The organism is Phytopseudomonas straminea, assembly GCF_900112645.1.
Lineage (GTDB): Bacteria > Pseudomonadota > Gammaproteobacteria > Pseudomonadales > Pseudomonadaceae > Aquipseudomonas > Aquipseudomonas straminea.
Genome location: NZ_FOMO01000008.1, coordinates 173,955 through 199,423, shown reverse-complemented (window position 1 = coordinate 199,423; position 25,469 = coordinate 173,955). Strand labels below are relative to the sequence as shown.

The window sequence follows — 25,469 nt, the reverse complement described above, 5'->3', positions numbered from 1 at the left end:
AGCCAATCACCAAACAATCGGCCTGTCATCCCAAGCCCAAAAGCTCCCGCTGTCGTCCGGCCCGTGGGCGCCTATCACTTCCAGAATGCGATCCGCTGAAAACGCCGGTTCGAACAGCTGGCCCTCCGGCACGTTGGCCTGGAAGGGTTGGGACAGCTGCGTGTCCGTCGTGCCAGGGTGGATTGCCAGGATGGTGGCGGCGGGGTTCAGGCGTTTCAGTTCGATGCTGGCCGTGTGCAGCAGTTGGTTGAGCGCTGCTTTGCTGGCGCGATAGCTGTACCAGCCTCCCAGGCGGTTATCGCCGATGGAGCCAACGCGTGCGGAGAGGGCGGCGAAGGTCGCGGGTTGCTTGCGCAGCAGGGGGAGCAGGTGTTTGAGCAGCAGGATCGGCGCAAAGGCGTTGGTCGCGAAGGTTGCCTGCAGGCTTGCCAGGGTCAGCTGTGACAGAGCCTTTTCGGCTTTGGCGCCGTCTTGATGGAGGATGCCCAGGGTACTGATGGCCAGGTGCAGGTGATCGCATTCCTCGAGCACTGCCCGCGCCAGGGCTTCGAGGGAGTGCTCGTCGCGGGCGTCGCAGTTGAACCGTCTCAGGCGCTGGCCATGGCGCTCGGCAAGCTTTTCCAGCTCTGCAGAAGTGCTGGCTTGTCGCGCCATGGCCCAGACCTGAGTCACGTCATCGCGTTCGAGCAAAGCCGTGCATAGCGCCAGGCCGATACCTCGGCTGGCGCCGGCTATCAGCACCTGTGCATCGCTGTTCAGTCCGGGTAGCAAACGCATCACTCACCTTGAAAGGCTTGGCCGAGGTGCTTGTTAGGACTACAGGGTAGGGCGTGACGTTCAGGTGAGTGGCGCAGCGCTTCGCGTTACAAGTTCACAGGCTGCTAGGTGCCCGCGCCACTCAATACGCCGCCAGAATCCCCTGCGGGTTATAGCCGTGGATCACCGTGCCGTTGACCTGGAGCACCGGCACACCACGACCGCCCAAAGCATCGTAGGCGCGGCGGGCTTCGGGGGATTTTTCGATGTCCATTTCGGTGTAGGGGATGCCGCGCTCGCCGAGAAATTCGCGGGTCTTGGCGCAGTAGCCGCACCAGCTGGTGGCGTAGAGGATGACTTCACCCTGGCCGGCCACCTGCTGCGGTTTGCCCAGCAGCATCGGCTCGAGGCGATCCCAGTGTTGCCAGGCGGCGAGCACCACGATGATCAGCAAAATCCGTTTCATGAGGGGCGTCTCGGCAGAATGGCCTCGCGTTTATCGCTCAATCCTTGCGGCGTTTCAACTGGTCGGTCAGCTGCGTCGGCAGGTTGCGAATGGTCAGGGTGTCGGAGGCTTCGTCGTACTCGATCTTGGATCCCAGCAGGTGGGCCTCGAAGCTGATCGACAAACCCTCGGCGCGGCCGGTGAAGCGGCGGAACTGGCTCAGGGTGCGCTTATCCGCGGGAATCTCCGGCGACAGGCCGTAATCCTTGTTGCGGATATGGTCGTAGAAGGCCTTGGGGCGTTCCTCGTCGATCAGCCCGGAGAGCTCTTCCAGGGTCATCGGCTCGCCCATCTTGGCCTGGCTGGTGGCGTAGTCGACCAGGGTGTCGGTCTTGGCGCGGGCCTGCTCTTCGGGCAAATCCTCGCTCTCGACGAAGTCGCTGAAGGCCTTGAGCAGGGTGCGGGTTTCGCTGGGCGAGTCGACGCCTTCCTGGCAGCCGATGAAGTCGCGGAAGTACTCCGAGACCTTCTTGCCGTTCTTGCCCTTGATGAACGAGATGTACTGCTTGGACTGCTTGTTGTTGCGCCATTCGCTGATGTTGATGCGCGCCGCCAGGTGCAGCTGGCCGAGGTCCAGGTGCTTGGCCGGGGTCACGTCCAGCGCGTCGTTCACGGCCACGCCTTCGCTATGGTGCAGCAGGGCGATGGCCAGGTAATCGGTCATGCCCTGCTGGTAGTGGGCGAACAGCACGTGGCCGCCGGTGGACAGGTTGGACTCTTCCATCAGCTTCTGCAGGTGCTCGACGGCCTGGCGGCTGAAGGCGGTGAAATCCTCGCCGTCTTCCAGGTAGGTCTTCAGCCAGCCGCTGAACGGGTAGGCACCGGATTCCTCGTGGAAGAAGCCCCAGGCCTTGCCCTGCTTGGCGTTGTAGCTGTCGTTGAGGTCGGCCAGCATGTTCTCGATGGCCTGGGAGGCGCCCAGTTCGCTGTCGCGGGCGTGCAGCACGGCGGGCGTGCCATCGGGCTTCTTGTCGATCAGGTGGACGATGCAGTGACGGATCGGCATGGGAGGTCCTTGTGACAGCGAGTTGGAGGCGGCCGGTAATTGTACCCGAGCAGGCCGTCACAGGTGCAGCGTGCCAGCCTTGTCGTGAGTAACGCGCCGCAATAGAGTGCCGGCTGACACTCGATGACCAGGGAAGGGCGCTCCATGTCCGCTTTCAACCCCAATGCTCAGCTTCCTTCGCCAGCGCTGTTGGCGCAAATCGAGGCGCTGGTCGACCGCGGCCTGCACCTGCAGGCCTATGTCCTGGCCAGCGAGCAGGGCGATCCGCGCTATTGGCAGGGTGCCGAGGCCATGGGCTGCATGGCACGCCTGGCCGGGCACATCGGTGCGCCACGGCTGGCCGACGTGCTGACCTGGCTGGCGTACCGCCGCTACCCGGAGTCTGCCCCGGCGCGGCTGCGCTTCCTGCGCATGCAGATGGCCCGGCGTGGGCACTACCGGGCATGGCGCCTGCTGCAGAACTTCGGCGACTGGCTGCCGGCCGATGGGGCACAACGGGCCGAATGGCTGTCGTTCAAGGCCTACCTGTACGCCTCGCTGCGCGACTTCGAAACGGCCCAGGCGCTCTACGAGCAGGCCTGCCAGCACGGTGACGATGACCCGTGGCTCTTGGTCGAGCGCAGCCATGGCCTGGAGCTGGAAGACCGCCGCGAGGAGGCCCTGACCCTGTGCGAACAGGTGCTGGCCCGTCAGCCGGACTTTCGCTCGGCGCTGACCCAGGCGGCCGGCCTGCAGTTGCAGTTGGGGCAGACTGACGCCGCGTTACAGCTGCTGCGTCGCGGCGCCCGGGAGATGGAGAACACGACGATCTGTGCCCACTTGGTCAACCTGCTGATCGAGCGCGAAGAGCTCGACGAGGCCCGCACCTGGCTCGACCACATGCAGACGCTGCAGTGCATCGAGGAGCGTAGCTCTGCCGACTGGATCGCCGCGCGCCGCTGCGACATCGCCTGCCTGCAGGGTGACTACGCCGCCGGCCGGCAGTTGGCGGAGAAGGCCGGTGGCGGGTTCTACGAGAAGATCCAGGCGCACCTGGCCAGCCCCAGCGGGCGCCGGGTGCTGTTGCCCGTGCCTTTCGTGCGCCAGCACCACATGACCTGCGTGCCGGCAACGCTGACGGCGATTTCCGATTACTGGGGCAAGCGCGTCGAGCACCTCGAGGTCGCCGAGGAGATCTGTTACGACGGCACCACGCACCAGGCCGAGCGCGCCTGGGCCGAGCGTAACGGCTACCTGGCCGTGGAGTTTACCGCGGACTGGGCCAGCAGCCGGGCGCTGATCGACCGCGGCATACCCTTCACCCTGACCCTGCAATACACCGGCAGCGGGCACCTGCAGGCGCTGGTCGGCTATGACGAGCCGCGCGGCACCCTGCTGGTGCGCGATCCGGCGCAGCCCCACCATGGCGAGAGCCTGGCCGAGCTGCTGTTCGAGTCGCAGCGCGCCTCCGGGCCGCGCGGCATGCTGCTGTTGCCACCCGACCAGGCTGTGCTGCTGGACGGTCTGAGCCTGCCGGATCGCGAGCTGTGGGATGTCTACTATCGCTTCACCAGTGCCCTGGAAGCACACCAGCGTGACGAGGCGCTGGCGGCTTACCAGGCTCTGCAGGCGCTGAGCCCCGAGCATCGGCTGACCTGGCAGGCGCAGCGTTCGCTGGGCTGGTACGACGGCCAGGAACGCGAAGTGCTGCAGGGCACTGAGGCGCTGCTCGCGCAGTTCCCCGACGATGCCAACCTGATCCTCTCCAAGGCCACCTCACTGGCCCAGCTGCAACCGCGCGGCGTGCAGCTCGAGTGGCTGGGCGGGCATTGCCAGGCGCGCTGGAACGAGCCGACCATCAGCGTGCGTTACGCGGAGTTACTCAGCGAGGATGGCCGTTGCCAAGAACAGGTGGCCGGCATTCTGCAGCGCGTGCTGCTGCAGACGCCTACCCAGGCCCGCGCCTGGAACAGCCTGGCCAGCCTGCGCTGGGGCGAGAATCGCCGCGAAGAAGCCTGCGAGCTGTATCGCCTGGCGGCCTGCCTGCATGCGTCCCACGAAGGCTACGCAGTGCAGTATTTCCGCGCCCTGCGGGCGCTGGGCAGAACCGCCGAGGGCCTGCAGTTCCTCGAGCGGCGCCAGGCGCGACTGGGCCGGCTGTCGGCAGCGCCGAGCCTGACCCTCAGCGAAACCCTGGAAGAAATGCAGCGCCCCTACGAGGCGCAGGCCATGCTGGAACAGGCGCTGACCTGGCGCCCGGCAGACGGTGAGTTGCTGCTTGGCCTGGCCGAGCACCTGGGGCGCAACGGTGATGCCCAGGGCTGCCAGGCGCTGCTTGCCCAGGCCGAGCCATTGTGCCGGCGCGCGGCCTGGCTGCGTGCCGCGGTGCAAGCCGGCATGCGGCGCATGGATGAGCCGCGCCAGACCTTGGCCTGGGCGCGTGAGGCCGCCATGCTCGAGCCGCTGGCAGTAGGGGCGCACCGCCTCTGCGTCACGCTGCTCGAACAAGGGGAGGGCAGCGAGGCCGCCGACGCCTATGTCGAGGCGCTGGCCGCCGAGTATCCGCACCATCTGGGTATCGCCGAGCTGCAGATCGAGCGGGCCAAGCGACGTTCGCTGCCGGCCACCGAGCAGGCTCTGCGACGTCTGCTGGACAATCATCCGGAACACGCCTGGACGCTGCGCGAGCTGGCCGGTTGCCTGGCACGCCAGGGCCGCCGTGCCGAGGCTCTGGATGTGTGCCGGCAGGCCGGCCTGGTCGATGCCCAGAACACCTATTTTCACTCCACCCACGGCTTCGTGCTGCTGCAGGATGGTCAGCGCGAGGCCGCCCGCGACGCTTTCCAGCGGGCTCTGGGCCTGTTCGCTGACAACGAGTACGCCAGCAACATGCTGCTCGATACCTGCGAAAACCATCAGCAGGCCGTCGAAACCCTGGGCGCCATCCATGCCGAGCTGGTCCGCCAGGTGACCTTCGGTGATGGCTGGCTGGCCTACGAGCAACAGGCGCAGCGCTTGCTCGAACCTCAGGCGCTGCTCGAGCAACTGCGTGAAGCGCTCGTTCAGCGCGAGGATCTCTGGCAGCTGTGGGTGGTGGTCGCCCGTCAGCAGGCGCGCATGGAGCAATACGCGGCAGCCGCCGACACCCTGAGCCGTGCCATCGAACGCTTTCCGCTGCTGCTGCGGCTGTCGCTGGAGCTGGCGCGGCTGCACAAGCAGCAGGGCGAGCTGGACGCCTGCTGCCAGGCCCTGCAGGAAAGCTTTCGCATCAACCCGCTGTGGACGCCCACGGTGAGCCTGCACGTCGACTGCCTGCTGGAGCAGGACGGGCGCCTCGACGAGGCCGAGCAGCAGTTGCGCCAGGTGGTGTCGCAGGTACCGGAAGACACCGAGCTGCGTGCCTACCTGGCATACGTGCTGGGGCGCCGCGAGGCGTTCGCCGAGGCCGCCGACCAGACCGAGCGGGTGCTGCGCGCCGAGCCGGGCCACGAGTGGGCGTGGAATCAGCTCAAGTACTATGCCGAGCAACTGCAGAGCGGCGAGCGGCCACTGCAACTGGCCAGGCAACTGGTGGAAAACCGTCCTGGCGATGTCGACGCCTGGCTGGCCCTGGCGGACCTGGAAACCGACCGCGAGGCACGGGAGAACGCCCTGCGCGCAGCGCTGGCTTACAGCCCGCGCAACCGTGCCATCAACGACCGCTTGCTGCAGTTGCTGATGGAAGGCGAGCGCTTCGACGAAGTACGCGAGTTGCTCGCCGCGCCCTGCTGGGGAGGCAAACCGCCGGTGGAAATGGCCCTGTATGGCCCGCGTGCCCTGCGCGCCGAAGGCGACAGCGGCGCCATCGAGGCGCTGCGCGCGCTGCTGGCGCAGCATCCGGACTACTACGATGGCTGGCGGCAACTGGCCGATTGGCATGACGAGGATGCTCACCACCCGGCTTACATCGCCGCGGCCCGTGAGATGGTGCGCCTGGAGCCGCGGCTGGCCATGGCCCATGGCTTCCTTGGCCACGCGCTATTGCTCAACGGCGACAGGGCCGAAGCGTTACCGGCCTTCGAGCAGGCCTGGGCGCTGGATGGGCGCTACCCGTTCGCGGCGCTCAACACCTTCGACCTGCTGTGTGAGCTGCATGGTACGAGTGCGGCTCTGGAACGCCTAGATGCCCTGCTCGAAGCAGGCGATCCGGTCACTGCCTGGCGCCGCGTGCTGCCCATTGCCAGGGGTAACGGCGACAAGGCGCTGCTGCAGCGCGCGCTTAGCGCACTGGCCAGCGACCCGGCGGGCGAGGCCAACTGGGAGCGGGATGTCGCCGACTTCCCTGTGCGCGAACCGGTGCTGCGCCGGGTGCTGGATGCCGGCGTGGTGGCCGGCGAGCTGCACAGCGCGGCGGTGGAAACCTGGCTGGGCTGGCGCACCCACGACATGTTCAGCAACCTGACACTGTCGGCGGCCTTCAACAAGGCGCTGCGCAACGACTCCAGGCATGCCGCCAAGTGTGCGATGTTCCGGGTGCTGGGCCGGCACCCGTATGCCAACCGGATCCTGCTGGGGTCCACCCTCAAGCGTTGCCGCCAGGCGTTGGCCGAAAGCGCCGACGTGTGGGGCGCGGCCAGCTATGCGCTGATCGAGAGCAAGCGCTATGGCTTGATGTTCGAGACCCTGAGCGACTGGCGCCGGCCCGATACTCAGGCCTGGTGCCTGGGCAACCTGGCGCTGGGCTATCGCATCCGCGGCCTGAATGACGTTGCTGCCGAGGTGTCGTGCCTGGCCCTGGAGCGTGAGCCAAACGACGTCGATTCGATGGTCTGGCTGGCGGTCGATGCGGCCCTGGACAACGATCAGGCCGCATTGGAACAGTGGCTGGGACGCCTGGAGGGCGCCTCCACCCGTGACTTCTATGGCGCGCTGATCAAGCTTGCCCGCTCGGCTGTCGCCAATCAGGACCCGGCCCGGGCCCGTGAGACCCTGCGCCAGGCCGAGGACATGGCCGGCTCGAGGCACCTGGCATTCTGGCGTTTGCGCCAGCGACTCGGCGTACGCCTGGGCTGGCACGGCGAGTTCCCGCCGGCACGCTGGCGCTGGCAGTTACGGCGCTGGTGGCAGAGCTGAGAGGTTAGTACGCCGCAGCAGTGGCAGGCGATCAAAAATCAGCAAGCCGGCCAGCAGGCCTGTGGCGTACAGCGCATCGAAGCCCAACGTCAGCAGCAGGCCCAGGCACAGCAGTGTGCTGAGCCCGGCCAGCCAACGCCACAGGCCGCGCAGCAACAGCCAGCCGGCTGCCATGCTGAGCAGGTAGATGACGATGAAGTTACCGTTGGCGTAGCGGATAAGTTGGTCGAGCGACAGCGACAGGCTCCAGATCAGCGTGGCGCTCAGGGCGCAACTGAGCACCACCAGCAGCAGCGCCCTGGCCGGTACGCCATTGGCGTTGCGCACCGCCAGCATCCGCGGCAGCTTGCCCTCGTCGGCCAGGCTCCAGATCAGCCGCGAGAAGCCCTGGATATACACGTTCATCGAGGCGAAACAGGCCAGGTAGCCGATGCTCGCGCTGAGCCAGCGGGCCTGGTCGCCGAGCAGCACGTCGAGCATCAGGGGCAGCGAGGCGGCATCGGTGCGCGCGTCGCCGTAGGCATGGAAACTCAGCACCGCCACCGAACAGGCCCAGTACACCAGCCCGGCGAGCAGCACGCCGAGCAGCAAGGCGAGGGGGAAGTCGCGCTGCGGGTTCTTGAATTCCTCGCCCAAGTGGGTGAAGGCCTCGATGCCGACGAAACACCAGAACATCACGCCCAGGGCCACCGGCAGCAGCTGCCAGTTGCCTGCCAGGGGCGGCAGCAGCGGTTGCTCGGCGTGGGGCAGGTCGCCCTTGAACCAGATCAGCGCGATGGTGGCGACGATGGCCAGGGCGATGACGATTTGCACGCCGCCTGAGGTACGGGCCGGGCGCTGGCCGAGCAGCAGAATGATGCCCAGGGTGGCGAGCTGGATGGACAGGACCGCCAGGTCGCTGAGGTTGAACAAGGCGTGCCAGAAGCCGCTGGCGATGTTTAGTGCCGCCGGTAGTCCCACCGGAATCACGGCGAGAAACAGCCAGGCGCTGGTGCGCTCCATGGGCGCGCCGAATGCGCGACCGATCAGGTGCGGCGCACCGCCGGCGTGCGGGTAATGGCGGCCGAGCTGAGCGAAGGTGAAGGCCATCGGCAGAATCAGTACGATCAACAGCAGCCAGGCCCACAGCGAAATCTCGCCGGCAGCCGTGGCCGCCAGCGCGGGTATCACGAAAACCCCGGTGCCCAGCAGTGAGGTGCTCAGCAAACCCACACCCTGCAGCAGCCCCAGTTCCTTGTTCAATCGGCTCATGTTGTATGCTCTCGCTCCTGACGCGGCCCCTGGCAGAGCGCCTGCCGGCCGTATCGCCATGGTAAGGCCGCTTCGCTTGGGCGGCTGCTGGCGAAGTGTCGCCGATCACCGACGAAACGGCGGCAATGGCCGTCATCCTGTTTGCAGAGAGCTTCAGTGGACAAGTTCGATCAACGCATCATCGCCCTGTTGTGCGCCGACGCGCGCCTGACCGTTACCGAGGTGGCCCGCCAGGTCAACCTGTCACGTTCCGCGGTGAGCGAGCGGATACGCCAGCTGGAAGCGTCCGGGGTCATCCAGGGCTATCACGCGCGCATTGCCGAGCCAGCGGCGATAGTGGTCAAGGCCTATCTGGAGCTGTTCTACAAGGGCGGACGCTGCGAGCAGTACGTCGAGCGTATGCGCGCCTTCCCGGAAGTGCGCCGCTGCTCGGGCATCAGCGGCGAAACGGACATGCTGATCTATCTAGAAGCGGCTTCCATGGAACGGCTGGCCGAAGTACGCGGCGAAATCGAAAACCTGCCGGGCGTGTTCAAGGTCAAGACCCATATGGTGGTGAAGGATTGGGTGATGTGAGGTGGGCCGGGCATGCGCAAGCACGCGATAACCTTGGTTCTGTTGCCCGGTATGGACGGAACAGGTTCGCTGTTTCAGCCCTTGATTGATTGCAGTGGCGACTTCTTCGATATTCGGGTTATCAGCTATCCAACTGATGAGGCATTGGGTTACGAGGCACTGGAATGGATGGTGCTCTCATCGTTACCCCGCGGCGAGCCCTATATCCTGCTTGGCGAGTCGTTTTCCGGCCCCATTGCGATCTCTATTGCTGCGACGCGGCCGCCTGGGCTGATTGGCTTGGTTCTATGCAGCACCTTCGCGGTAAGTCCGCGGCCAGCGGTCACTGCACTTTGGGCAATGGCCACGGCGTTTCCCCCTAGGCTGGCCCCCTCTGTGGCCCTTGAATATCTGCTGCTTGGCAGGTTTTCCAGCAAAGCGCTTAGCTCAGCCTTGAGCGCAGCCATTCGTCCAATGTCGCCGGCCGTTTTTTCTGCCAGGGTGAGGGCCATCCATAACGTAAACGTGCTGCCGAAGCTGAAATATGTTTCAGTGCCCATTCTGTATTTGCAGGCGCTGGAGGATCGACTTGTGCCTCGGTCAGCCGCTGGCCTCATGCAAATAGAGGTTCCAGGCACTCGCGTTGTATCGGTTGTTGCCCCGCATTGTCTACTGCAAACTGCTCCTGGCGAGGCCGCCGCTGCCATCGGAGCGTTTGCCGAACAGCTGTAATTGAATACTTCCAGCACTGTCGCAGAGGAGCCAAAAATGCTGTTCGCCGATGCCTTCAAGTACAAGCAATGGGCCAATGCAGAGCTGCTCGCCTTGGGCGAACGCCAGCTGAATCAGATGCCTGAAAGCGATGCGGAGTTTTTCGTGCGTATCCTCAACCACACTACGGTGGTCGACAGCCTGTTTATCAGTCGCCTGTCCGGTGAAGCAGAGTGCTACAGCGGTGACAATACCCGCGAGACGCCCACGTTCGACGAGCTCAGGGCACGCATCGTGCAGAACGATGCCTGGCTAGTCACCTTCGCAGAACGTGCAACAGCTGAAGAACTGCAGCGGGTTATCGTCTTTCGTTTCACCGATGGTGATCTCGGCCAGTTATCAGTTGAGGAAGTGCTGCTGCACCTGCTGACCCATGGCAGCAATCACCGCGGCATGGCCGCGCGGACGCTGGCGATCAATGGGCTCGAACGACCCAAGGATACCTTTACGCGGTATCTGCACGAGGCGCAGCCGGGCAGGCGCGAGCTTGCCCGTGAAGCGCTCGGCTGAGCCTCTAAATTAGTTCGAGCTAAGCGGCCAGCGCCTCCGTATAGGCCTGCATCAGCAGCTGCCAGTCGCTCTCGGGCATCGCCCCACAATGACGCTTCAGCTGGCGCATGTCGTGGCGCGAGGCGTCGGCAGTGCGCCAGCGGCGGCGGCTTTTTTCCAAGTCGAGCAAGGCAGTATCGGCCTTGGGTGAGCTGCCCTCATCCTCTTGAACCCTGACAAAGAGATGCTTGGCGTAGCAGCAACCGTGCTGCCAGCGGCCGCGATGCATGCGTGCGAGGGTTGCCCCCAGTGCAGTCAGCATGCACTGGGTGTGTTTGGCGCTGTGTTCTGTTTCGTACCATTGCTCCAGGCTGATAAAATCTGTCAGCGCCTGTGTGATCAGCAGGGCCTGCCACTGGCCCTCATTCCGTCTGGCCGAGCCATAGATCAGTTTGGGTACCGTGACGCCGAGCTGAGAAAGCGCGCGGTAAGCGTAGATTTCACGCAAGATAGTCGGCCGACCCAGTGGATAACGCGGGCTACGGTACAGGTGGCTGGTCTGGCGTTTGCTGTAAAGCGTCGGATGGGAAGTGTTACGTGGCAGCAGCAGCTGCACACCACTTTCACCGGCACGCCGCTGATTGGGCGGTTCCACCCAGGCGCCTTGGCATTGCCACCAACGCTCGAATGTCGAGCTTGCCTGAGATACTCCTCGATAGCCGATTACCATTGCCATCACAGAGTCTCACGCTTGCGCAGTACGTAGGTTCGCCACATAGCATAGCCGGGTAAAAAATCCCGATGCCCCAGAATCTGGAATCCCGCTTCACGAAACTCGGACTCGATTTGCTCCCGGCGCACCACGAAGCGGTTCTCGCCCGCGCCGCGGCGTTTTTCCAGGCGGTTGCGCCGCCAGGCCTTGTAGTTGCCATCGACCCACAGCGAAACGATCACCGTATCACGAGTCACCCGGTGAAATTCACGTAATGCCGCCAAACGGTGTTCCGTTGATTGGAAGTGATGCAGCAGACGAATGCAGAACACGCAGTCCACCGCGTTGTCGCCTAGGGTGATATCGAAGGCGGAAGTCTTGAAGGTTTGCACTCGGCCGACCACCTCGGGTGGTTGGGCGGCCAGCGCCGTGGCGAGCATGTCGGCCGAGTTGTCGGCGGCCAGGATCACCCGGTTCGGTTGCTCGGCGAGCAGCGGCCAGAAGCGGCCCGCGCCGCAAGGCAGGTCCAGCACCAGATCGGGCTCGCCGGCCAGGCGTAGGGCGCTGCGTCCGACCTGCACGTCACGCCAGTGCGACAGGCGTCGGGCCAGGCCGTCCTGGTGCTTGTGCAGGTAGCTCTGGGCGTGTTGCAGGTCGTATTTGCCGGAGAAGGCCAGTTCGATGGAACGGGATTTGGACATGACGAGGCACCTCTTGGGAAGTGCCTCGATGCTAGTCAGGCGGTTCTGATGAACTCGTCAAACAAAAGTGAAAAAAATGTCAGTTGGCCGGCTGCAGTACCACCTGAAAACAACTGCCGGCTACCGGCAGGCTACGTACGGTGATCTGCCAGCCCTGATGGGCGCAAATACGTTTGACCAGCGACAGGCCCAGCCCCAGGCCCTCGCCGCGGGCCTGTTCGCCGCGCACGAAGGGGTCGAATATCTGCGCGTGCTGCTGTTCCGGGATGCCGACGCCGCTGTCCTCGACGCGGAAACCGTCCGCCTGCAGGGTCAGTTTCACGAAGCCGCTTTCGGTGTAGTGCCAGGCATTACGCAGCAGGTTGGCCATTACCGTGCGCAGCAGCGTGGGGTTGTAGATGCCCTCATGATGTCCCTGTACCTCGAGGCTGAAATCCAGGCCTTTCTCGGCCATCAGCGGCGCCCAGGTGTCCACCTGATCGTCGGCAATCTGCTGCAGGCTGGCGCTGCCGGCGAACAGGCTTTCATTACCTTTCACCCGGGCCAGTTGCAGGAAGGTCTGCACCAGGTCCTGCATCTCCGCGCTGGCGCGCTCGATGCGCTCGACCTGCTTGCGCTGTGTGGGTTGCAGGTCGGCCTGCAGCAGCAACTCGCAGGAGCTGCCGATGACCATCAGCGGCGTGCGCAGCTCGTGGCTGACGTCGCTGGTGAACAGCCGCTCGCGCTCCAGCGACTGGCGCAGGCGGCCCAGGGTGCTGTCGAAGGCCGCTGCCAGCTGGCCCACTTCGTCGTCTGCGTATTCCGGCGCCATGGCCGGTGCCAGCGGCAATAGCTGATCGCGGTGGCGTACCTGGTTGGCCAAGCGGCTGACCGGTTGCATGACCCGCTGCGAAATGAACCAGCCCAAGACCAGTGCGCACAGCACCGACAGCAGAAAGCCTGCCAGCACCACGTTGAACAGTACCCGTTCGCGCCGTTCGAACTCGCTCTGATCCTGCACCAGCACGTAGCGGTCACCCCTGATCAGCCGGGTGAACACGTAGTAAGCCTGGTCGCCTTCGAAGCTTTCGCTGAACCCCTCCGGCTTGTGAGCGTAGCGCTTGGGAATCGAATACTGCGGAGAGGTGGAGGCGAAGAAACGGGTTCGCGAATCCAGACGGGGTTGCTGGCCGCTTTGCAAGTCCTGCTGCATCACCACATCCAGTTCCAGGGACAGCCCCTCGGACACCAGGTGCTCCTCGATCAGGTGCACGATCGCCACGATGCTCAGGGAAAACACCCCGCTGACCAGAATGGTCATGGTCACGAAGGCGATAAGGATACGCCGGCGAAACGGCTGCTTACTTTGCATCGGGAATCGCCGCCAGCCGGTAGCCCACGCCATGCACGGTGTGCAGCAGGGCGGTGGCGAAGGGTTTGTCGATGGCTTGGCGCAACTGGTGCACGTGGCTGCGCAGGCTGTCGCTATCCGGGCAGTCATCACCCCACAGGGCCTCTTCCAGCGCCTCGCGGCGCACTACGGCGGGGGAGCGCTGCATGAGGATCATCAACAGCTTCATGCCCAACGGATTGAGTTTGATGGGCTGGCCGGCGCGGGTCACGCTGAGCATGTCCAGGTCGTAGGCTAAATCGGCGACTTCCAGCAAACGTCGGCGATTGCCCTGGGAGCGGCGCAGAATGGCTTCGATACGCGCCACCAGCTCGGACAGCGCGAAGGGCTTGATCAGGTAATCGTCGGCGCCGGCGCTGAGGCCCTGCAGGCGATCCTCTAGGGCATCGCGGGCGGTGAGCATGAGGATCGGGATGCTGCTGCGCGCCTCTTCACGCAGGCGGCGGCACAGCTGATAGCCGTCCAGCCCGGGCAGCATGATGTCCAGCACGATCAGGTCGTAGTGCCCCTGGGTGGCCAGGTGCAGGCCGCTCAAACCGTCCTGGGCGCAATCGGCCGTGTACCCCTTGAGCTGCAGGTAGTCGAGGATATTGGCCAGGATGTCGCGGTTGTCTTCGATCACCAGAATGCGCATGCAACGTTCTCTTCACGGGGATTGACGTTTTTTTCACAAAGCCATGACGAAGCCCTCACGGGGCCATCGCGAAACTGAGCTCGTTCATCCAGCCAGGATCATACGATGCCACAGCTTCGCTACGCCCAACTACGTTACCTCACCATTGTCCTGCTGGCCTGGACAAGCATCTTCCTGTTGACCCGCGGCGCGCTGCTGGTCGCCCACTGGGGCGACGCCAGCGCCGGCCCCCTGGAGATCCTGCGCATCTTTGCGGTGGGATTGGTCTATGACGCGACCTTCCTGTTGTATGCCGCGCTGCCCCTTGGGCTGTACCTGCTGCTCTGCCCGCAGCGGCTGTGGCGCAGTCGCGCCCACGGCGCGTTCCTTCACCTGCTGCTGGGCATCAGCCTGTTCGTGATGCTGTTCACCGCCACCGCCGAATGGCTGTTCTGGGACGAGTTCGGCGTGCGCTTCAACTTCATCGCCGTGGATTACCTGGTGTATTCCGAGGAGGTGATCAACAACATTCTCGAGTCCTATCCGGTGTATCCGCTGATCGCCGCGCTCGCCCTGGTGGCGGTGTTCCTGGCTGTGGCCTTGAAGAACCCGGTAAGCCGGACGCTGAATGCGCCGCTGATGCCGCGCAAGAAGGCCTTGGGCGCCTGGGGGGGGCTGCTCGCCGTGGCGCTGCTGGCGACCCTGGCGATCAACCAGAATGTGCCCCGTGGCCTGGGCGGCAACGCCTACCAGAACGAGCTGGCCAGCAACGGCCCGTTCCAGTTCTTCGCGGCTTTTCGCAACAACGAGCTGGACTACATGAAGTTCTACGCCACCCTGCCTGATGAGAAGGTTGGCTCGCTGTTGCGCCAGGAAGTGGCCGAAAGCAACGCCCGCTTCGTTAACGATGACCCCGAGGACATCCGCCGGGTGATCGACAACCCCGGCCCCGAGCAGCGCCATAACGTGGTGCTGGTCACCGTCGAGAGTCTGAGTGCGCGCTACCTGGGCGCCTTCGGCGATCCCCGTGGCCTGACGCCGAATCTCGATGCACTGAGCAAGCAGAGCCTGTTCTTCAGCAACCTGTACGCCACCGGCACCCGCACCGACCGCGGCCTGGAGGCCATCACCCTGTCAATGCCGCCAACGCCCGGGCGCTCGATCGTCAAGCGTATCGGCCGCGAATCCGGTTATGCCAGCCTTGGCCAGCAGTTCCGCGCCAAGGGCTACGACAGCGTGTTCATCTACGGCGGGCGCGGCTACTTCGACAACATGAACGCCTTCTTCGGTGGCAACGGCTACCGGATCGTCGACCAGAGCAGCGTGCCCAGCGATGAGATGGTCTTCCAGAACGCCTGGGGCATGAGCGACGAAGATCTCTACGCGCAGACCCTGCGCGTCGCCGATACCGAGCATGCCGCCGGCAAGCCGTTCTTCCTGCAACTGATGACCACCTCCAACCACCGCCCTTACACCTACCCGGAAGGGCGCATCGACATCCCCTCCGGCAAGGGCCGCGACGGTGCGCTGAAGTACACCGACTACGCCATCGGCCGCTTCCTCGCTGAAGCGAAGAGCAAGCCCTGGTTCGCCAATACCCTGTTCGTGTTCGTCGCTGACCACACCGCGGGCAGCGCCGGTAAGGAAGACCTGCCGGTGGCCAACTACCACATCCCGTTGTTCATCTACGCGCCGGGCATCATCGAGCCTGCCGAGGTCAGCAAGCTGACCAGCCAGATCGACATCGCGCCGACCCTGCTGGGCCTGCTGGGCTTCGATTACACCTCGACCTTCTTCGGCCACAACGTGCTGCGTGATGACGCGCTGGCCGGTCGTGCGCTGATCGGCAACTACCAGCACCTGGGCCTGTTCGACGGCCAGAACCTGGCGATTCTCAGCCCCAAACGGGCCATGCGCCGCCATGACGACGCCCTGGGCATCAGTCGCGAGCAGACGACCACCAAGGCCGACCCGCTGATGGCGCGCGATATCGCCTACTACCAGGGTGCCAGCCACGGCTTTACCCACGATCTGCTGAGCTGGCAGCCCGATCATTCGGCCGCCGTGGCGGTTAAACCATGAAGCTGGCCGAGGAGTACGCCATGTCATCCGCTCGCAGCCCGTCGCGGTTCTTCAACTTTCGCCTGTGGCTGGGGCTGCCGCTGGGCCTGATGGCTCTGCTGCTGGTGCTCGATCCCAAGCCGCTGGACTTCGCCCTGGCCGAAATCCTCTATGACCCGGTCACAGGGTTTATCGGCGGGCGCAGTTCCTGGTTGGAAAACGTGCTGCACGACCAGGTCAAGATTCTGGTCATCTGCCTGGGCGTGGCGTGCATCGCCGCCTTTCTCATCAGCCTGTTGCCGGTGCGCCTGCGTAGCTGGCGCCGCGAGCTGGGCTACCTGGTGTTGGCGCTGGGGCTGTCGACCAGCATCGTACCGCCGCTCAAGACCCTGACCGCCGTGCAATGCCCCTGGAGCCTCACCCAGTTCGGCGGCCACGAGGCGTTCAGCCCGCTGATCGGTGAGCGCCCGGTTACCGACAAGCCCGGGCGTTGCTGGCCGGGTGGCCATGCCTCCACCGGTTTTTCCCTGTTGGCGCTGTACTTCGCCTTGCGTGACCGCCGACCACGTCTGGCGCGTTGGGCGCTGGGCTTTGCCCTGACCCTGGGCTGCGTGCTGTCGCTGGGGCGGATGATGCAGGGCGCGCATTTTCTCTCCCACAACCTATGGACGTTGCTGCTCGACTGGCTGATCGCCGTGGTGGGCTACCGCGTACTGCTCTATCACAAGGCGGCGCAGCCGGCGCTGCCCTCACCGGTCCTGTCTAGGGAGCTACACGGATGAAGACCCTGAACCTGCGTGCACTGCTGCTCGCCGTCTTCCTGTGTGTGCCTGGCGTACCTGCCTGGAGCGCCATGCAAAGCCCGGCGGCGGACCTGCAATGGGCGACGCCTGTGGACAAGAGCTTCAACCTCTATCGCATGCAGCCCGACCTGTATCGCAGTGCGCTGCCCAAGGCGAGTCAGCAGGGCGAGCTGCAGCGCCTGAAGATTGCCACGGTGATCAACTTCTATCAGCGCAGCGATGCCGAGTGGCTGAACGACCCGAACATTCGCCTGATCCAGCAGCCATTGCACGCCGACCGTGTCGACGATGCCGACGTACTGCAGGCGCTGCGCAGTATCCGCGAGGCGCAGGCGCGCGGCCCGGTACTGATCCACTGCAAGCACGGGCAGAACCGCACCGGACTGATCGCTGCCATGTACCGCATCGTCTATCAGGGCTGGAGCAAGCAGCAGGCGATTGCCGAAATGCGCGGTGGCGGTTTCGGCGGCCAGGAACGCTTCGAGGATGCCGAGCGCTACGTGCGCGAGGTCGATCTGACGCGCTTCGGTCAGGCCCTGGCCAGCGGCGCCTGCAGCACCAGCCCCTGGGCCTACTGCGCGTTGCGCGACAAGCTGCTCGACGCGCTCAACGAGTAGCGAGGTGATCACCATGGTCAGCAGAGTTTCGGTTCTTATGGCAGTGCTGCTGGTGCCGCTGCTGGGGGGGTGCCAGAGTACCCGCGACTACCTGCTGGCCCAGGGATATCCGCCAGCCTTCGCCTCCGGCTACGCCGATGGTTGCACCAGCGGCGACAGCGCGGCCAAGGCGCTCGGTGCATTTCGCAAGAACGTGCCGGTGTACCTGGCCGACAAGCAGTACGCCACCGGCTGGGACGATGGCTTTCGCCAGTGCCAGGCCAGCGCCACGGCCGCCATTGAACGGCGCTTGCTGCCGGACAGTGATCGGGATCGTGACTGGAAGCATCAGGTCGACCAGGACATGGCCAAGGCCATGAGCCGATCCCTGAAGGGTAGCTAGCTGCATACCGAAGCGTCTTTAAAAAGTCATGGCGACAGGGCACATTGGTGCGCTCGCTGGCTGCATGCCGGCGCTGCTTTCAGCTGTCCTGTCGAGAAGCCTGCATGCCCGCTACCCCTCCTGATGACCGTCGGCCCTGGTCGATCTTTCTGATCTTCCTGCGTTTGGGGCTCACCTCGTTCGGTGGGCCAGTCGCCCATCTCGGCTACTTTCGCCAGGAATTCGTCAGCCGTCGGCGCTGGTTGAGTGAGGCCGCCTATGCCGAGCTCATCGCCATCGCCCAGTTCATGCCGGGGGCTGCCAGCAGCAAGTTCGGCATGGCTATCGGCCTGTCGCAAGCGGGTTACCGCGGCGCGCTGGCAGCGTGGCTTGGCTTCACGCTACCGTCGGCATTGCTGCTGATGGCCTTTGCCCTGGGCCTGGCGGGGCAGGGCGATATCCTGGCGTCCGGCGCCCTGCATGGCCTGAAGATCGTTGCCGCCGCCATCGTCGCCCAGGCGGTGTGGGGCATGGCGCGCTCGTTGTGCCCGGATACGCGACGGCGCGTCTTGATGCTGGGGGCCGCTGCCGTCGCGCTACTGGTGCCGGGCGCTGTCGGGCAGCTGGCAGTGATTATCGGTGCCGGGCTCGTGGGCGTTGCGGTGCTCGACACGAAAGCGCAAACCCTGGCCGATGCGCTGCCGGTTGCCATCAGCCGCCGCGCCGGCGCGCTGTGGCTGGCGCTCTTCGCGTTGCTGCTGGTTGGCTTGCCGCTGCTCGCACATGTTGCCGACAGCCCGCTACTCAGCCTGTTCGAGGTGTTCTACAGAACCGGCGCCCTGGTGTTTGGCGGCGGCCACGTGATGCTGCCGTTGTTGCAAGCCGAGCTGGTGCCTAACGGCTGGCTGGGCAACGACCTGTTCCTCGCCGGTTACGGCGCTACCCAGGCGGTGCCGGGGCCGCTGTTCACCTTCGCTGCCTTTCTAGGCACGGCCATCGCCGGTGTGCTGGGCGGGCTGCTGTGCCTGGTGGCGATCTTCGCGCCGTCATTTCTGCTGCTGGTCGGCGTGCTGCCCTTCTGGGCACGACTGCGCACCCGGGCACACTTGCAGGCGGCACTGGCGGGGGTGAATGCCGGGGTGGTCGGCCTGCTGCTGGCCACGCTCTATCAGCCGGTAGGCACCAGCGCCGTCGGCAGTCTGCTGGACTTCGCCCTGGTGCTGCTCGCACTGGTGGCGCTGATGGCCGGCAAGCTGCCGCCCTGGCTAGTTGTCGTAACTGGCGCACTCATCGGCTGGCTTGTACTGTGACGGCCCACTCCATCGGCAGGGAAAGCAGCATGGCATTCGACTGGCACGGCGGCACCATCACCCGCGACACACAGGTAAGCCGCGATTACCGCAACACCCAGAACGTGCGGCGCTTCATGACGCAGCAATGCGGCGCTGCGTTTCGCTTCGATCGGCCGTTCATGGCCTGGATACGCAGCGGCACGCCGCAAACCATGGGCGATGTGGTGGACGAGTGGCAGCGACGTAATCCCGCTGCCCAGGCCTGAGACCGTTCTTTAATCGCTGCCGTGGCGCAGGCGCTCTACCAGCGCCGGCAGCTCGCTCATACGCCCGATCAGGTGGTGCACGCCCAGTTGGCGCAGGGTTTCGCCATGCTCGGGTGGAATGTGGCTGGCGCCGAGAAAACCGATTACCTGCATGCCGGCGGTCAGCGCCGCGGTAGCGCCGGTGGCGCTGTCCTCGACCACCAGGCAGCGGCTCGGGTCGACGCCAGCGCGTTCGGCGGCCAGCAAGTAAAGATCCGGCGCCGGCTTCGGTCGCTCGACCTGATCGGCACTGAAGGCGCCAACAGTGACGCGCTCGGTCAGCTCGCAGCGCTGCAGGGCGAAGGCTAGAGCATCGGCATTGCTGTTGGAGGCAACGGCCAGCGGCAGGTCGATCTGCATCAGCGCCTCGCGCACGCCGGCAATCGGCTGCCCCTGTTCGCGGACCAGCGCCTTGGTGATGGCGCGGTTCTTTTCCAGGAAACCTTCGGGTAGCGGCTTGCCGAAATGCGCCTCGGCGCGGGCGATGATGTCAGCGGTCTGCAGGCCGAAGGTGCCGGCCAGCACCACCTCCAGCTCATGGGCCGGATAATGCTCGGCCAGTGCCGAGTGCAGGTGGTGCTCGGCGATGATCTCGCTGTCGATCAATACGCCGTCGCAGTCGCAGATCAGCAGTTCGATGGGCGGTTTCGGCGGCATGGCAGGCAGTCTCCTGTAAGGCGGGGAGGGCCTGTGTAACACAGAAACCCGTTCAGTTCGAACCGCTCGCCACTGTCTCGGCCGGCCGTTGCAGCAACAGAAGTGGCAAGCCGGCGGCCAGGATCGCCAGGCCGAGCAGAGCGCCAACCCCGGCATACAGGGTGCTCGACCAGAACAGCCCCAGGCAGCTGGCGGCGAACAGCAGGGGCAGCAGTGGGTACAGCGGCACGCTGAATGGTCGGGCGCGATCCGGGTTCCGGCGACGCAGGCGTAATAGCGACAGGGCGGTCAGGCACATGAACAGCCAGAACACTGGTGCGGTGTAGGCGACCATGCTCTGTACGCCGTTCTCGCTCAGGGCGCCGAACAATAGCAACGGCAGGGTAATCAGGCATTGCACCAGCAGCGCGCGCACCGGTGTGGCGGCGCGATCGTTCCAGGCACCGAGCATCGACAGCTGCGGCACGTCACGGCCCAGGGCGTAATAGACCCGCGAGCCGGTGAGGATGGTGGCATTCAGCGTGCTGATCGCGGTGATGCAGATCAGCACGCTGAGCAGCACGCCGCCCCAGGGCCCGGCGACGATGGTCATCAGGTCGGCGCCGATGGCGCTGGACTGGCGTAGGCCGTCGAGGCTGAAGATGTTGAGGAACACCAGGTTGGCCAGCAGGTAGACGCCAGTCACCACCAGGGTGCCGATCAGCAGCACGCGGCTCATGTTGCGACCTGGGTTGCGCAATTCGCCGGACAGGTACGCGGCTTCGTTCCAGCCGCCGTAAGTGAGCAGCACGAACACCATGCCCATGCCGAGCATACCGGCCATGTTACCGCCGGCATCGGCGGCGGCTGGCGCCACGTCGGCCACCGGTTCGGCCAGCAGCAGGCCGGCAACGATCACCGTGATCAGCGCCAGCAAAGTGATGCCGGTAAACAGCACCTGCAGGCGTTTGGACTCATAGGTGCCGAGCACGTTGAGGGCGGTCAGCGCCAGCACCACGATGGTGGCGTGCCAGGCGCTGCCGTATTTACCGAGCGGCAGCAGGCGTTGGGCGTAATCGCCGTAGATGAAGGCGACCACGGCGATCGCCCCGGTCTGGATCACCGTGCCGCGGGCCCAGGCGAACAGCAGGCTGACCTGCCGACCCCAGGCCAGGTTGAGGTAATGGTATTCGCCGCCACGGTCCGGGTAGCCGGCGCCCAGCTCGGCGTAGCACAGCGCGCCGACCAGCATCACCAGGCCGCCGGCCAGCCACAGGCCGATGTACACGACGGTGTTGTCGGCGTGCTGGGCGACCAGTGGCGGAAAGCCGAAGATGCCGACGCCGATCACCACGCCGACCAGCATGGCGACGCCGTCGATCACCGACAGGCCGGGTTCGCGTGTCATTGCGCGAGCGCTCATGGCTTAGCTCCGTTGTGCTCGCCAGCCGGTCACCGCGCCTTCGGCGGCAATCGGTTCGATACGGTCGCCCTCGACCTGGCCGACGTACAGCTGGCCGTCGACCTCGAAACGCACTTCGGTGCCGTTCAGGCGCCCACGCAGGCGTTCCTGATGCTGGGTGATGCCGGTGATTTCTTGAAAGCGCTGCTCAAGATCGACGGTGAAGCGTTCGCCCTCGAGTTCGACCGTCCAGTTGCCCTGGATCTTGGCTGGCACCACCCACAGATAGATGCGCGCGCCTTCGACCAGGTCGCTGCGATCCGGCTCCCAGTCCTCCATGCTGAAGGCGTGGGACACCACGCGGGTGCCGGGCTCGAGGGTGTCGAGAATGACCGGGCGCAGGCGCATGTTCACGGTGTTCAGCAGGTACATGGTCAGCACGTCGGCGTCGGCGATGTCCTTCTTGAACAGGTCGCCCTGCTCGAACACCACCTTGTCGGCGACACCGGCCTGCTCGGCGTTGGCCACCGCTTCCTCGATGCGCTGCGGGTTCAGATCGATTCCGTAGGCGGCCTTGGCGCCACGGTCCTTGACCGCCGAGATGGCGATGCGGCCGTCGCCGGAGCCCAGGTCCACCACGTAGTCGTCGGGGCCGACATCGGCCATTTCCAGCATGCGCGCCACCACCGGTTCCGGTGTCGGCACATAGGGCACGTCGAGGGCGATGGTCTGGGCCTGGGCGGCGGATTGCAGCAGGCCGAACAGGGCCAGCACAGAAGCGCACAGGGTTAGGGGGCGAACGGCTGCGGTGGTCATCGGCGGATACCTCTCAGCGAAGTCGGCAAGGGAAGGGGGAACGATTTTCCGACTGGGGCCTTTGCGCCAGGGTTCGACCCGTGCAACCGGGCGTTGCGGCGATTTGCCCGGCAATTGGCCCGTAGGCCCCGTACCCAGGCGCCTGCCGGGTGTGTTACCTCATGTGAAGTCATTGCCTTGATCGCGCCGAAAAGGCATGGTGGCCGCATTTTTCAGCCATTGGATTTCGCCGCGCATGCGCCTTCTGCACACCTCCGACTGGCACTTGGGCCAGCACTTCATGGGCAAGACGCGCCAGGCCGAACACCAGGCATTCTGCGCCTGGCTGATCGAGCAGGTGCGTGAGCACGGGGTGCAGGCGGTGCTGATCGCCGGTGATATCTTCGACACCGGCTCGCCGCCCAGCTACGCCCGCGAGCAGTACAACCACTTTGTGGTGGCCTTGCGGGAAACCGGCTGCCAACTGGTGGTGCTCGGCGGCAACCATGATTCGGTGGCCATGCTCGGCGAGAGCCGCACCTTGCTGGCGCAACTCGGCACCCGGGTGATTCCCGGCGTTGGCGCCCACCTGCACGAACAACTGCTGATGCTCGAGGGCACCGATGGCGCGCCGGCGGCGCTGCTCTGCGCCATCCCGTTCATCCGCCCGCGCGATGTGCTGCGCAGCGAAGCGGGGCAGAGCGCGGCGGACAAGCAACTGTCGCTGCAGCAAGCCATTCACGCCCATTATCAGGCGCTGTACGAGCTGGCCCTGGCGCGCCGCAGCGAACTCGGTGCGGCGCTGCCGATCATCGCCACCGGGCACCTGACCACCGTGGGCGCCAGTGCCAGCGAGTCGGTGCGCGAGATATACGTCGGCGCGCTGGAGGTTTTCCCCACCTCGTCCTTCCCAACCGTCGATTACGTCGCCCTGGGCCATATCCACCGGCCGCAGAAGGTCGGCGGCCTGGAGCACATCCGCTACAGCGGCTCGCCGATCCCGCTGAGCTTCGACGAAGCCCGCCAGCAGAAGGAAGTGCTATTGGTCGACCTGGATGCCAGTGGCTTGCGCGAGGTGCGCGCCTTGCCGGTGCCGCGCTTCCAGGCCCTGCAGTCGGTGCGCGGTTCGCTGAAAACGCTGGCGGCGGCGCTGGCCGAGGCGGCGCGCGAGGGTAGCGGCGAGCGCCCGGTGTGGCTGGAAGTGCAGGTCGAAATTGACGATTACCTGAGCGACCTGCAAGTACGCATCGCCGCGCTGTGCGAAGGCCTGCCCGTGGAGGTGCTGCGCATCCGCCGCGCACGGGGCACGGCGGTCGCCAGCCTGCAGGGCGAGCAGGGCATGCTCGACGAACTGACGCCGGAGCAGGTGTTCGACCAGCGCCTGGCCAGCGAAACCCTGGAGCCCGAGCAGGCGCAGCGCCTGCGTGGGCTCTACAGCCAGGTGCTGGCTGAGTTGCGCGACGAGCCGGCCTGATTCAGACCTGTTCATGATCTTGCAGCCCAGGTTCGTCGATTTTGGCAGCTAATTGGCGGTAGCAGCTGGTGAACGGAGTACTTGTAGGATGGGCTTCAGCCCCGAGCTCTTTGTTTGCCTTGATAAAAAGCTCGGGGCTGAAGCGGATCGCCGCCCGGCCCCTCCTACGGGTTACGCGAAAGGCTGCTTCTGCCTTGTAGCTGCCGCCTCATGCTTATAAAGGTCATGAACAGATTCTCACGCCTTGAAGAAACTCACCCGCTCGAGCAGCCGGCGGGCCAGGGCCGATAACTCTTCACTGGCCGCGGAAACCTGAGTGGAGCCGGCGGTGGTTTCCACAGTGCTGGCGTGAATGCGGCTGATGTTCTGATTGACGTCTTCGGCCACCAGGCTCTGCTGTTGGGCGGCGCTGGCGATCTGCGCGTTCATGTCCTTTATTGCGCCGACTTCCTGGCGAATGCGGCCCAGCGCCTGTTCGGTTTCGGCGGTCTGCTCGACCGTCTTGCGGGCCATCTGGCTGCTGGTCTGCATGATCTGTGCAGCGCCGCTGGCGCCGGCCTGCAGCTGTTCGATCATGCCGCTGATTTCCCGGGTCGAGGTCTGCGTGCGGCTGGCCAGCGAGCGCACTTCATCGGCCACCACGGCAAAGCCTCGGCCATGTTCGCCGGCACGGGCCGCTTCGATGGCGGCGTTGAGAGCGAGCAGGTTGGTCTGGTCGGCGATGGAGGTGATCACCGCGATGATGGTTTCGATATTGCTGCTGTCGCGAGCCAGTTGCTCGACCTGCTCGGCAGCCGAGTCGAGTACCTTGGCCAGTTCATGAATCGCCTCGCCGCCCTGGGTCACCAGGCGGCTGCCGGTTTCCACTTCACCGTCGGCGTTGCGGGTCGCCGAGGCGGCGGTGCCGGCGTAACCGGCCACTTCGTTGACCGTTGCCGCCATCTGGTTGATGGCGGCGGCCATCTGCTCGGCCTCTTCGGATTGCGCCTGCAACTGGCGATTGTTGCTGGCCGAGGTGGCGCGCAGCTGGTCGGCAGACAGGTTCAGCTCGTGGGCCGCGTGGCGCACCTGGCTGATGGTGTCGTTCAGGCGCGCGCTCATGTCCTTCACCGCGCCCATCACGCTGTTCGGGTAGCGGGTTTCGATGCGCTGATCGAGGGCGCCGCCAGCCAGGCGCTGGATGACATCGGCCACCTGATGCGGCTCGGCGCCGAGGGTCGAGCGCAGGCGGCGGATGATCAGCAGCGAGACGATCACGCTGAGCAGGATCGCCACGCTGGTGACCGTGACGATCAGCAGGCCGAAGCCGCCCGCGGTTGCCCGCACCCCATCCAGACTCGCGGTGATGTCCTTTTCCTGCAGATCGATAAAGGCGTTGATGCGCTTGAGCCATTCCGTGTACGCGGCAGCCACCTCGCGGGCGAGCAGTGCCTGGGCGCCCTCGATGTCGCCGCTCTGGCGCTGGCTGATCAAGCGCTGGGTCAGGTCGCGGGCGCTGCTCTCGATGGCCTTGATCTGGCTGAGCTGGCGCTGTTCTTCGGCGCTGGAATGGTTGCCGGCAACCAGCCTGTCCAGCGGCGCGGCCGACTCCTGATAGAAGGCGTTGAGGCGCTCGATGTTCTGCAACTGGGTGTTCATCGCCGCCGGATCGCGGGCCAGCACCAGATCACGGATGGCGATGGCGCGGTCGTGCACGCTGCCGCGGAAGTTGATCGCGTAGCGCTGCTTGAGGCTGGCGCCGTCGTTGACTTCGCTGAGGCTGCTGTCGATTACCTGCACGCGCTGAATACCGACCAGGGCGACCAGAATCATCAGCGACAGCACCAGCCCGAAGCCCATGGCCAGGCGCTGGGCGATCGTTAAGGGTTGCGACATCTTCGACG

At 65.2% G+C, this 25,469-nt stretch carries 23 protein-coding genes; 11 read left to right on the top strand and 12 right to left on the bottom strand.

From position 1 onward, the window contains the following. Positions 1-6: 6 nt before the first annotated feature. The 3 genes from BM279_RS18730 to yejK form a co-directional block, all read right to left on the bottom strand. A complete protein-coding gene (locus BM279_RS18730; RefSeq protein WP_093506214.1) occupies positions 7-777 on the bottom strand; it encodes an SDR family NAD(P)-dependent oxidoreductase in 771 nt (256 codons plus the stop codon). Positions 778-898: 121 nt separating this feature from the next. Next, the gene (locus BM279_RS18725) at positions 899-1,222 is read right to left on the bottom strand and encodes a glutaredoxin family protein (protein ID WP_093506212.1); all 324 of its coding nucleotides are present in this window, start codon (positions 1,220-1,222) and stop codon (positions 899-901) included. Between the two features lie 37 nt (positions 1,223-1,259). Next, positions 1,260-2,267 carry a nucleoid-associated protein YejK gene (gene yejK, locus BM279_RS18720; protein WP_093506210.1) on the bottom strand — a complete coding sequence of 336 codons (1,008 nt, stop codon included), beginning with the start codon at positions 2,265-2,267 and terminating at the stop codon, positions 1,260-1,262. Positions 2,268-2,411: 144 nt separating this feature from the next. Here yejK and BM279_RS18715 point away from each other — a divergent pair, with 144 nt between their 5' ends. After that, on the top strand, positions 2,412-7,358 hold the full coding sequence (locus BM279_RS18715; protein ID WP_143103617.1) for a C39 family peptidase: 4,947 nt from the start codon (positions 2,412-2,414) through the stop codon (positions 7,356-7,358). On the opposite strand, the gene yjeH is transcribed toward BM279_RS18715, so the two are convergent. Next, positions 7,335-8,609 carry an L-methionine/branched-chain amino acid transporter gene (gene yjeH / locus BM279_RS18710; RefSeq protein WP_093506206.1) on the bottom strand — a complete coding sequence of 425 codons (1,275 nt, stop codon included), beginning with the start codon at positions 8,607-8,609 and terminating at the stop codon, positions 7,335-7,337. The two genes, BM279_RS18715 and yjeH, sit on opposite strands and share 24 nt — an antisense overlap. A 156-nt stretch (positions 8,610-8,765) precedes the next feature. Here yjeH and BM279_RS18705 point away from each other — a divergent pair, with 156 nt between their 5' ends. The 3 genes from BM279_RS18705 to BM279_RS18695 are packed head-to-tail and all read left to right on the top strand — an operon-like array spanning position 8,766 to position 10,445. Beyond that, positions 8,766-9,185 (top strand): Lrp/AsnC family transcriptional regulator, encoded by a 420-nt coding sequence (locus BM279_RS18705; RefSeq protein WP_093506203.1) that lies wholly within the window; start codon positions 8,766-8,768, stop codon positions 9,183-9,185. A gap of 12 nt (positions 9,186-9,197) precedes the next feature. Beyond that, positions 9,198-9,896: an alpha/beta fold hydrolase gene (locus tag BM279_RS18700; protein WP_093506201.1), complete on the top strand. Its 699-nt coding sequence runs from the start codon at positions 9,198-9,200 to the stop codon at positions 9,894-9,896. Between the two features lie 36 nt (positions 9,897-9,932). Continuing rightward, positions 9,933-10,445 (top strand): DinB family protein, encoded by a 513-nt coding sequence (locus tag BM279_RS18695; protein ID WP_093506199.1) that lies wholly within the window; start codon positions 9,933-9,935, stop codon positions 10,443-10,445. Positions 10,446-10,464: 19 nt separating this feature from the next. On the opposite strand, the gene BM279_RS18690 is transcribed toward BM279_RS18695, so the two are convergent. From BM279_RS18690 to BM279_RS18675, 4 genes are all read right to left on the bottom strand, one after another. Continuing rightward, positions 10,465-11,160 carry a lipopolysaccharide kinase InaA family protein gene (locus tag BM279_RS18690; RefSeq protein WP_093506197.1) on the bottom strand — a complete coding sequence of 232 codons (696 nt, stop codon included), beginning with the start codon at positions 11,158-11,160 and terminating at the stop codon, positions 10,465-10,467. Beyond that, positions 11,160-11,837 carry a class I SAM-dependent methyltransferase gene (locus BM279_RS18685; protein WP_093506195.1) on the bottom strand — a complete coding sequence of 226 codons (678 nt, stop codon included), beginning with the start codon at positions 11,835-11,837 and terminating at the stop codon, positions 11,160-11,162. The genes BM279_RS18690 and BM279_RS18685 overlap by 1 nt, the downstream gene beginning before the upstream one ends. A gap of 79 nt (positions 11,838-11,916) precedes the next feature. Beyond that, positions 11,917-13,188, bottom strand: coding sequence for a sensor histidine kinase (locus BM279_RS18680; RefSeq protein WP_093506193.1), 1,272 nt, complete (start codon positions 13,186-13,188; stop codon positions 11,917-11,919). Next, positions 13,178-13,861: a response regulator transcription factor gene (locus BM279_RS18675; RefSeq protein ID WP_093506191.1), complete on the bottom strand. Its 684-nt coding sequence runs from the start codon at positions 13,859-13,861 to the stop codon at positions 13,178-13,180. Before BM279_RS18675 ends, BM279_RS18680 begins: the two co-directional genes overlap by 11 nt. 105 nt (positions 13,862-13,966) lie before the next feature. Here BM279_RS18675 and BM279_RS18670 point away from each other — a divergent pair, with 105 nt between their 5' ends. From BM279_RS18670 to BM279_RS18645, 6 genes are all read left to right on the top strand, one after another. Then, on the top strand, positions 13,967-15,922 hold the full coding sequence (locus BM279_RS18670) for an LTA synthase family protein (protein WP_093506189.1): 1,956 nt from the start codon (positions 13,967-13,969) through the stop codon (positions 15,920-15,922). 20 nt (positions 15,923-15,942) lie between these two features. Continuing rightward, on the top strand, positions 15,943-16,683 hold the full coding sequence (locus BM279_RS18665; protein WP_093506257.1) for a phosphatase PAP2 family protein: 741 nt from the start codon (positions 15,943-15,945) through the stop codon (positions 16,681-16,683). Further along, positions 16,680-17,321, top strand: coding sequence for a dual specificity protein phosphatase family protein (locus tag BM279_RS18660; protein ID WP_093506187.1), 642 nt, complete (start codon positions 16,680-16,682; stop codon positions 17,319-17,321). The genes BM279_RS18665 and BM279_RS18660 overlap by 4 nt, the downstream gene beginning before the upstream one ends. 13 nt (positions 17,322-17,334) lie before the next feature. Beyond that, the gene (locus BM279_RS18655; protein ID WP_093506255.1) at positions 17,335-17,703 is read left to right on the top strand and encodes a hypothetical protein; all 369 of its coding nucleotides are present in this window, start codon (positions 17,335-17,337) and stop codon (positions 17,701-17,703) included. 104 nt (positions 17,704-17,807) lie between these two features. Beyond that, on the top strand, positions 17,808-18,992 hold the full coding sequence (gene chrA / locus BM279_RS18650) for a chromate efflux transporter (protein WP_093506185.1): 1,185 nt from the start codon (positions 17,808-17,810) through the stop codon (positions 18,990-18,992). A gap of 29 nt (positions 18,993-19,021) precedes the next feature. Continuing rightward, positions 19,022-19,240, top strand: a complete 219-nt coding sequence (locus tag BM279_RS18645) for a DUF6434 domain-containing protein (RefSeq protein ID WP_093506183.1) — start codon at positions 19,022-19,024, stop codon at positions 19,238-19,240. 9 nt (positions 19,241-19,249) lie between these two features. Here BM279_RS18645 and BM279_RS18640 read toward each other — a convergent pair whose 3' ends face one another. The 3 genes from BM279_RS18640 to BM279_RS18630 are packed head-to-tail and all read right to left on the bottom strand — an operon-like array spanning position 19,250 to position 22,133. Further along, a complete protein-coding gene (locus BM279_RS18640; RefSeq protein WP_093506181.1) occupies positions 19,250-19,936 on the bottom strand; it encodes an HAD family hydrolase in 687 nt (228 codons plus the stop codon). Between the two features lie 52 nt (positions 19,937-19,988). Beyond that, a complete protein-coding gene (locus tag BM279_RS18635; protein ID WP_093506179.1) occupies positions 19,989-21,338 on the bottom strand; it encodes an APC family permease in 1,350 nt (449 codons plus the stop codon). A 3-nt stretch (positions 21,339-21,341) separates the two neighbouring features. Next, complete coding sequence (locus BM279_RS18630) at positions 21,342-22,133, bottom strand: 50S ribosomal protein L11 methyltransferase (protein WP_093506177.1); 792 nt, start codon at positions 22,131-22,133, stop codon at positions 21,342-21,344. Between the two features lie 235 nt (positions 22,134-22,368). Between BM279_RS18630 and sbcD the strand changes: the two genes are divergently transcribed. Further along, positions 22,369-23,586 carry an exonuclease subunit SbcD gene (sbcD, locus tag BM279_RS18625; RefSeq protein ID WP_093506253.1) on the top strand — a complete coding sequence of 406 codons (1,218 nt, stop codon included), beginning with the start codon at positions 22,369-22,371 and terminating at the stop codon, positions 23,584-23,586. A gap of 237 nt (positions 23,587-23,823) precedes the next feature. Here the strand turns inward: sbcD and BM279_RS18620 are convergent, their stop codons facing one another. Further along, a complete protein-coding gene (locus BM279_RS18620) occupies positions 23,824-25,461 on the bottom strand; it encodes a methyl-accepting chemotaxis protein (RefSeq protein ID WP_093506175.1) in 1,638 nt (545 codons plus the stop codon). Positions 25,462-25,469: the final 8 nt, after the last annotated feature.

Coding starts and splice junctions, on each gene's coding strand:
- BM279_RS18730 (WP_093506214.1), bottom strand. CDS start 777: ATGCGTTTGCTACCCGGACTGAACAGCGATGCACAGGTGCTGATAGCC.
- BM279_RS18725 (WP_093506212.1), bottom strand. CDS start 1,222: ATGAAACGGATTTTGCTGATCATCGTGGTGCTCGCCGCCTGGCAACAC.
- yejK (WP_093506210.1), bottom strand. CDS start 2,267: ATGCCGATCCGTCACTGCATCGTCCACCTGATCGACAAGAAGCCCGAT.
- BM279_RS18715 (WP_143103617.1), top strand. CDS start 2,412: ATGTCCGCTTTCAACCCCAATGCTCAGCTTCCTTCGCCAGCGCTGTTG.
- yjeH (WP_093506206.1), bottom strand. CDS start 8,609: ATGAGCCGATTGAACAAGGAACTGGGGCTGCTGCAGGGTGTGGGTTTG.
- BM279_RS18700 (WP_093506201.1), top strand. CDS start 9,198: ATGCGCAAGCACGCGATAACCTTGGTTCTGTTGCCCGGTATGGACGGA.
- BM279_RS18695 (WP_093506199.1), top strand. CDS start 9,933: ATGCTGTTCGCCGATGCCTTCAAGTACAAGCAATGGGCCAATGCAGAG.
- BM279_RS18690 (WP_093506197.1), bottom strand. CDS start 11,160: ATGGCAATGGTAATCGGCTATCGAGGAGTATCTCAGGCAAGCTCGACA.
- BM279_RS18685 (WP_093506195.1), bottom strand. CDS start 11,837: ATGTCCAAATCCCGTTCCATCGAACTGGCCTTCTCCGGCAAATACGAC.
- BM279_RS18680 (WP_093506193.1), bottom strand. CDS start 13,188: ATGCAAAGTAAGCAGCCGTTTCGCCGGCGTATCCTTATCGCCTTCGTG.
- BM279_RS18675 (WP_093506191.1), bottom strand. CDS start 13,861: ATGCGCATTCTGGTGATCGAAGACAACCGCGACATCCTGGCCAATATC.
- BM279_RS18670 (WP_093506189.1), top strand. CDS start 13,967: ATGCCACAGCTTCGCTACGCCCAACTACGTTACCTCACCATTGTCCTG.
- BM279_RS18665 (WP_093506257.1), top strand. CDS start 15,943: ATGTCATCCGCTCGCAGCCCGTCGCGGTTCTTCAACTTTCGCCTGTGG.
- BM279_RS18660 (WP_093506187.1), top strand. CDS start 16,680: ATGAAGACCCTGAACCTGCGTGCACTGCTGCTCGCCGTCTTCCTGTGT.
- BM279_RS18655 (WP_093506255.1), top strand. CDS start 17,335: ATGGTCAGCAGAGTTTCGGTTCTTATGGCAGTGCTGCTGGTGCCGCTG.
- chrA (WP_093506185.1), top strand. CDS start 17,808: ATGCCCGCTACCCCTCCTGATGACCGTCGGCCCTGGTCGATCTTTCTG.
- BM279_RS18645 (WP_093506183.1), top strand. CDS start 19,022: ATGGCATTCGACTGGCACGGCGGCACCATCACCCGCGACACACAGGTA.
- BM279_RS18640 (WP_093506181.1), bottom strand. CDS start 19,936: ATGCCGCCGAAACCGCCCATCGAACTGCTGATCTGCGACTGCGACGGC.
- BM279_RS18635 (WP_093506179.1), bottom strand. CDS start 21,338: ATGAGCGCTCGCGCAATGACACGCGAACCCGGCCTGTCGGTGATCGAC.
- BM279_RS18630 (WP_093506177.1), bottom strand. CDS start 22,133: ATGACCACCGCAGCCGTTCGCCCCCTAACCCTGTGCGCTTCTGTGCTG.
- sbcD (WP_093506253.1), top strand. CDS start 22,369: ATGCGCCTTCTGCACACCTCCGACTGGCACTTGGGCCAGCACTTCATG.
- BM279_RS18620 (WP_093506175.1), bottom strand. CDS start 25,461: ATGTCGCAACCCTTAACGATCGCCCAGCGCCTGGCCATGGGCTTCGGG.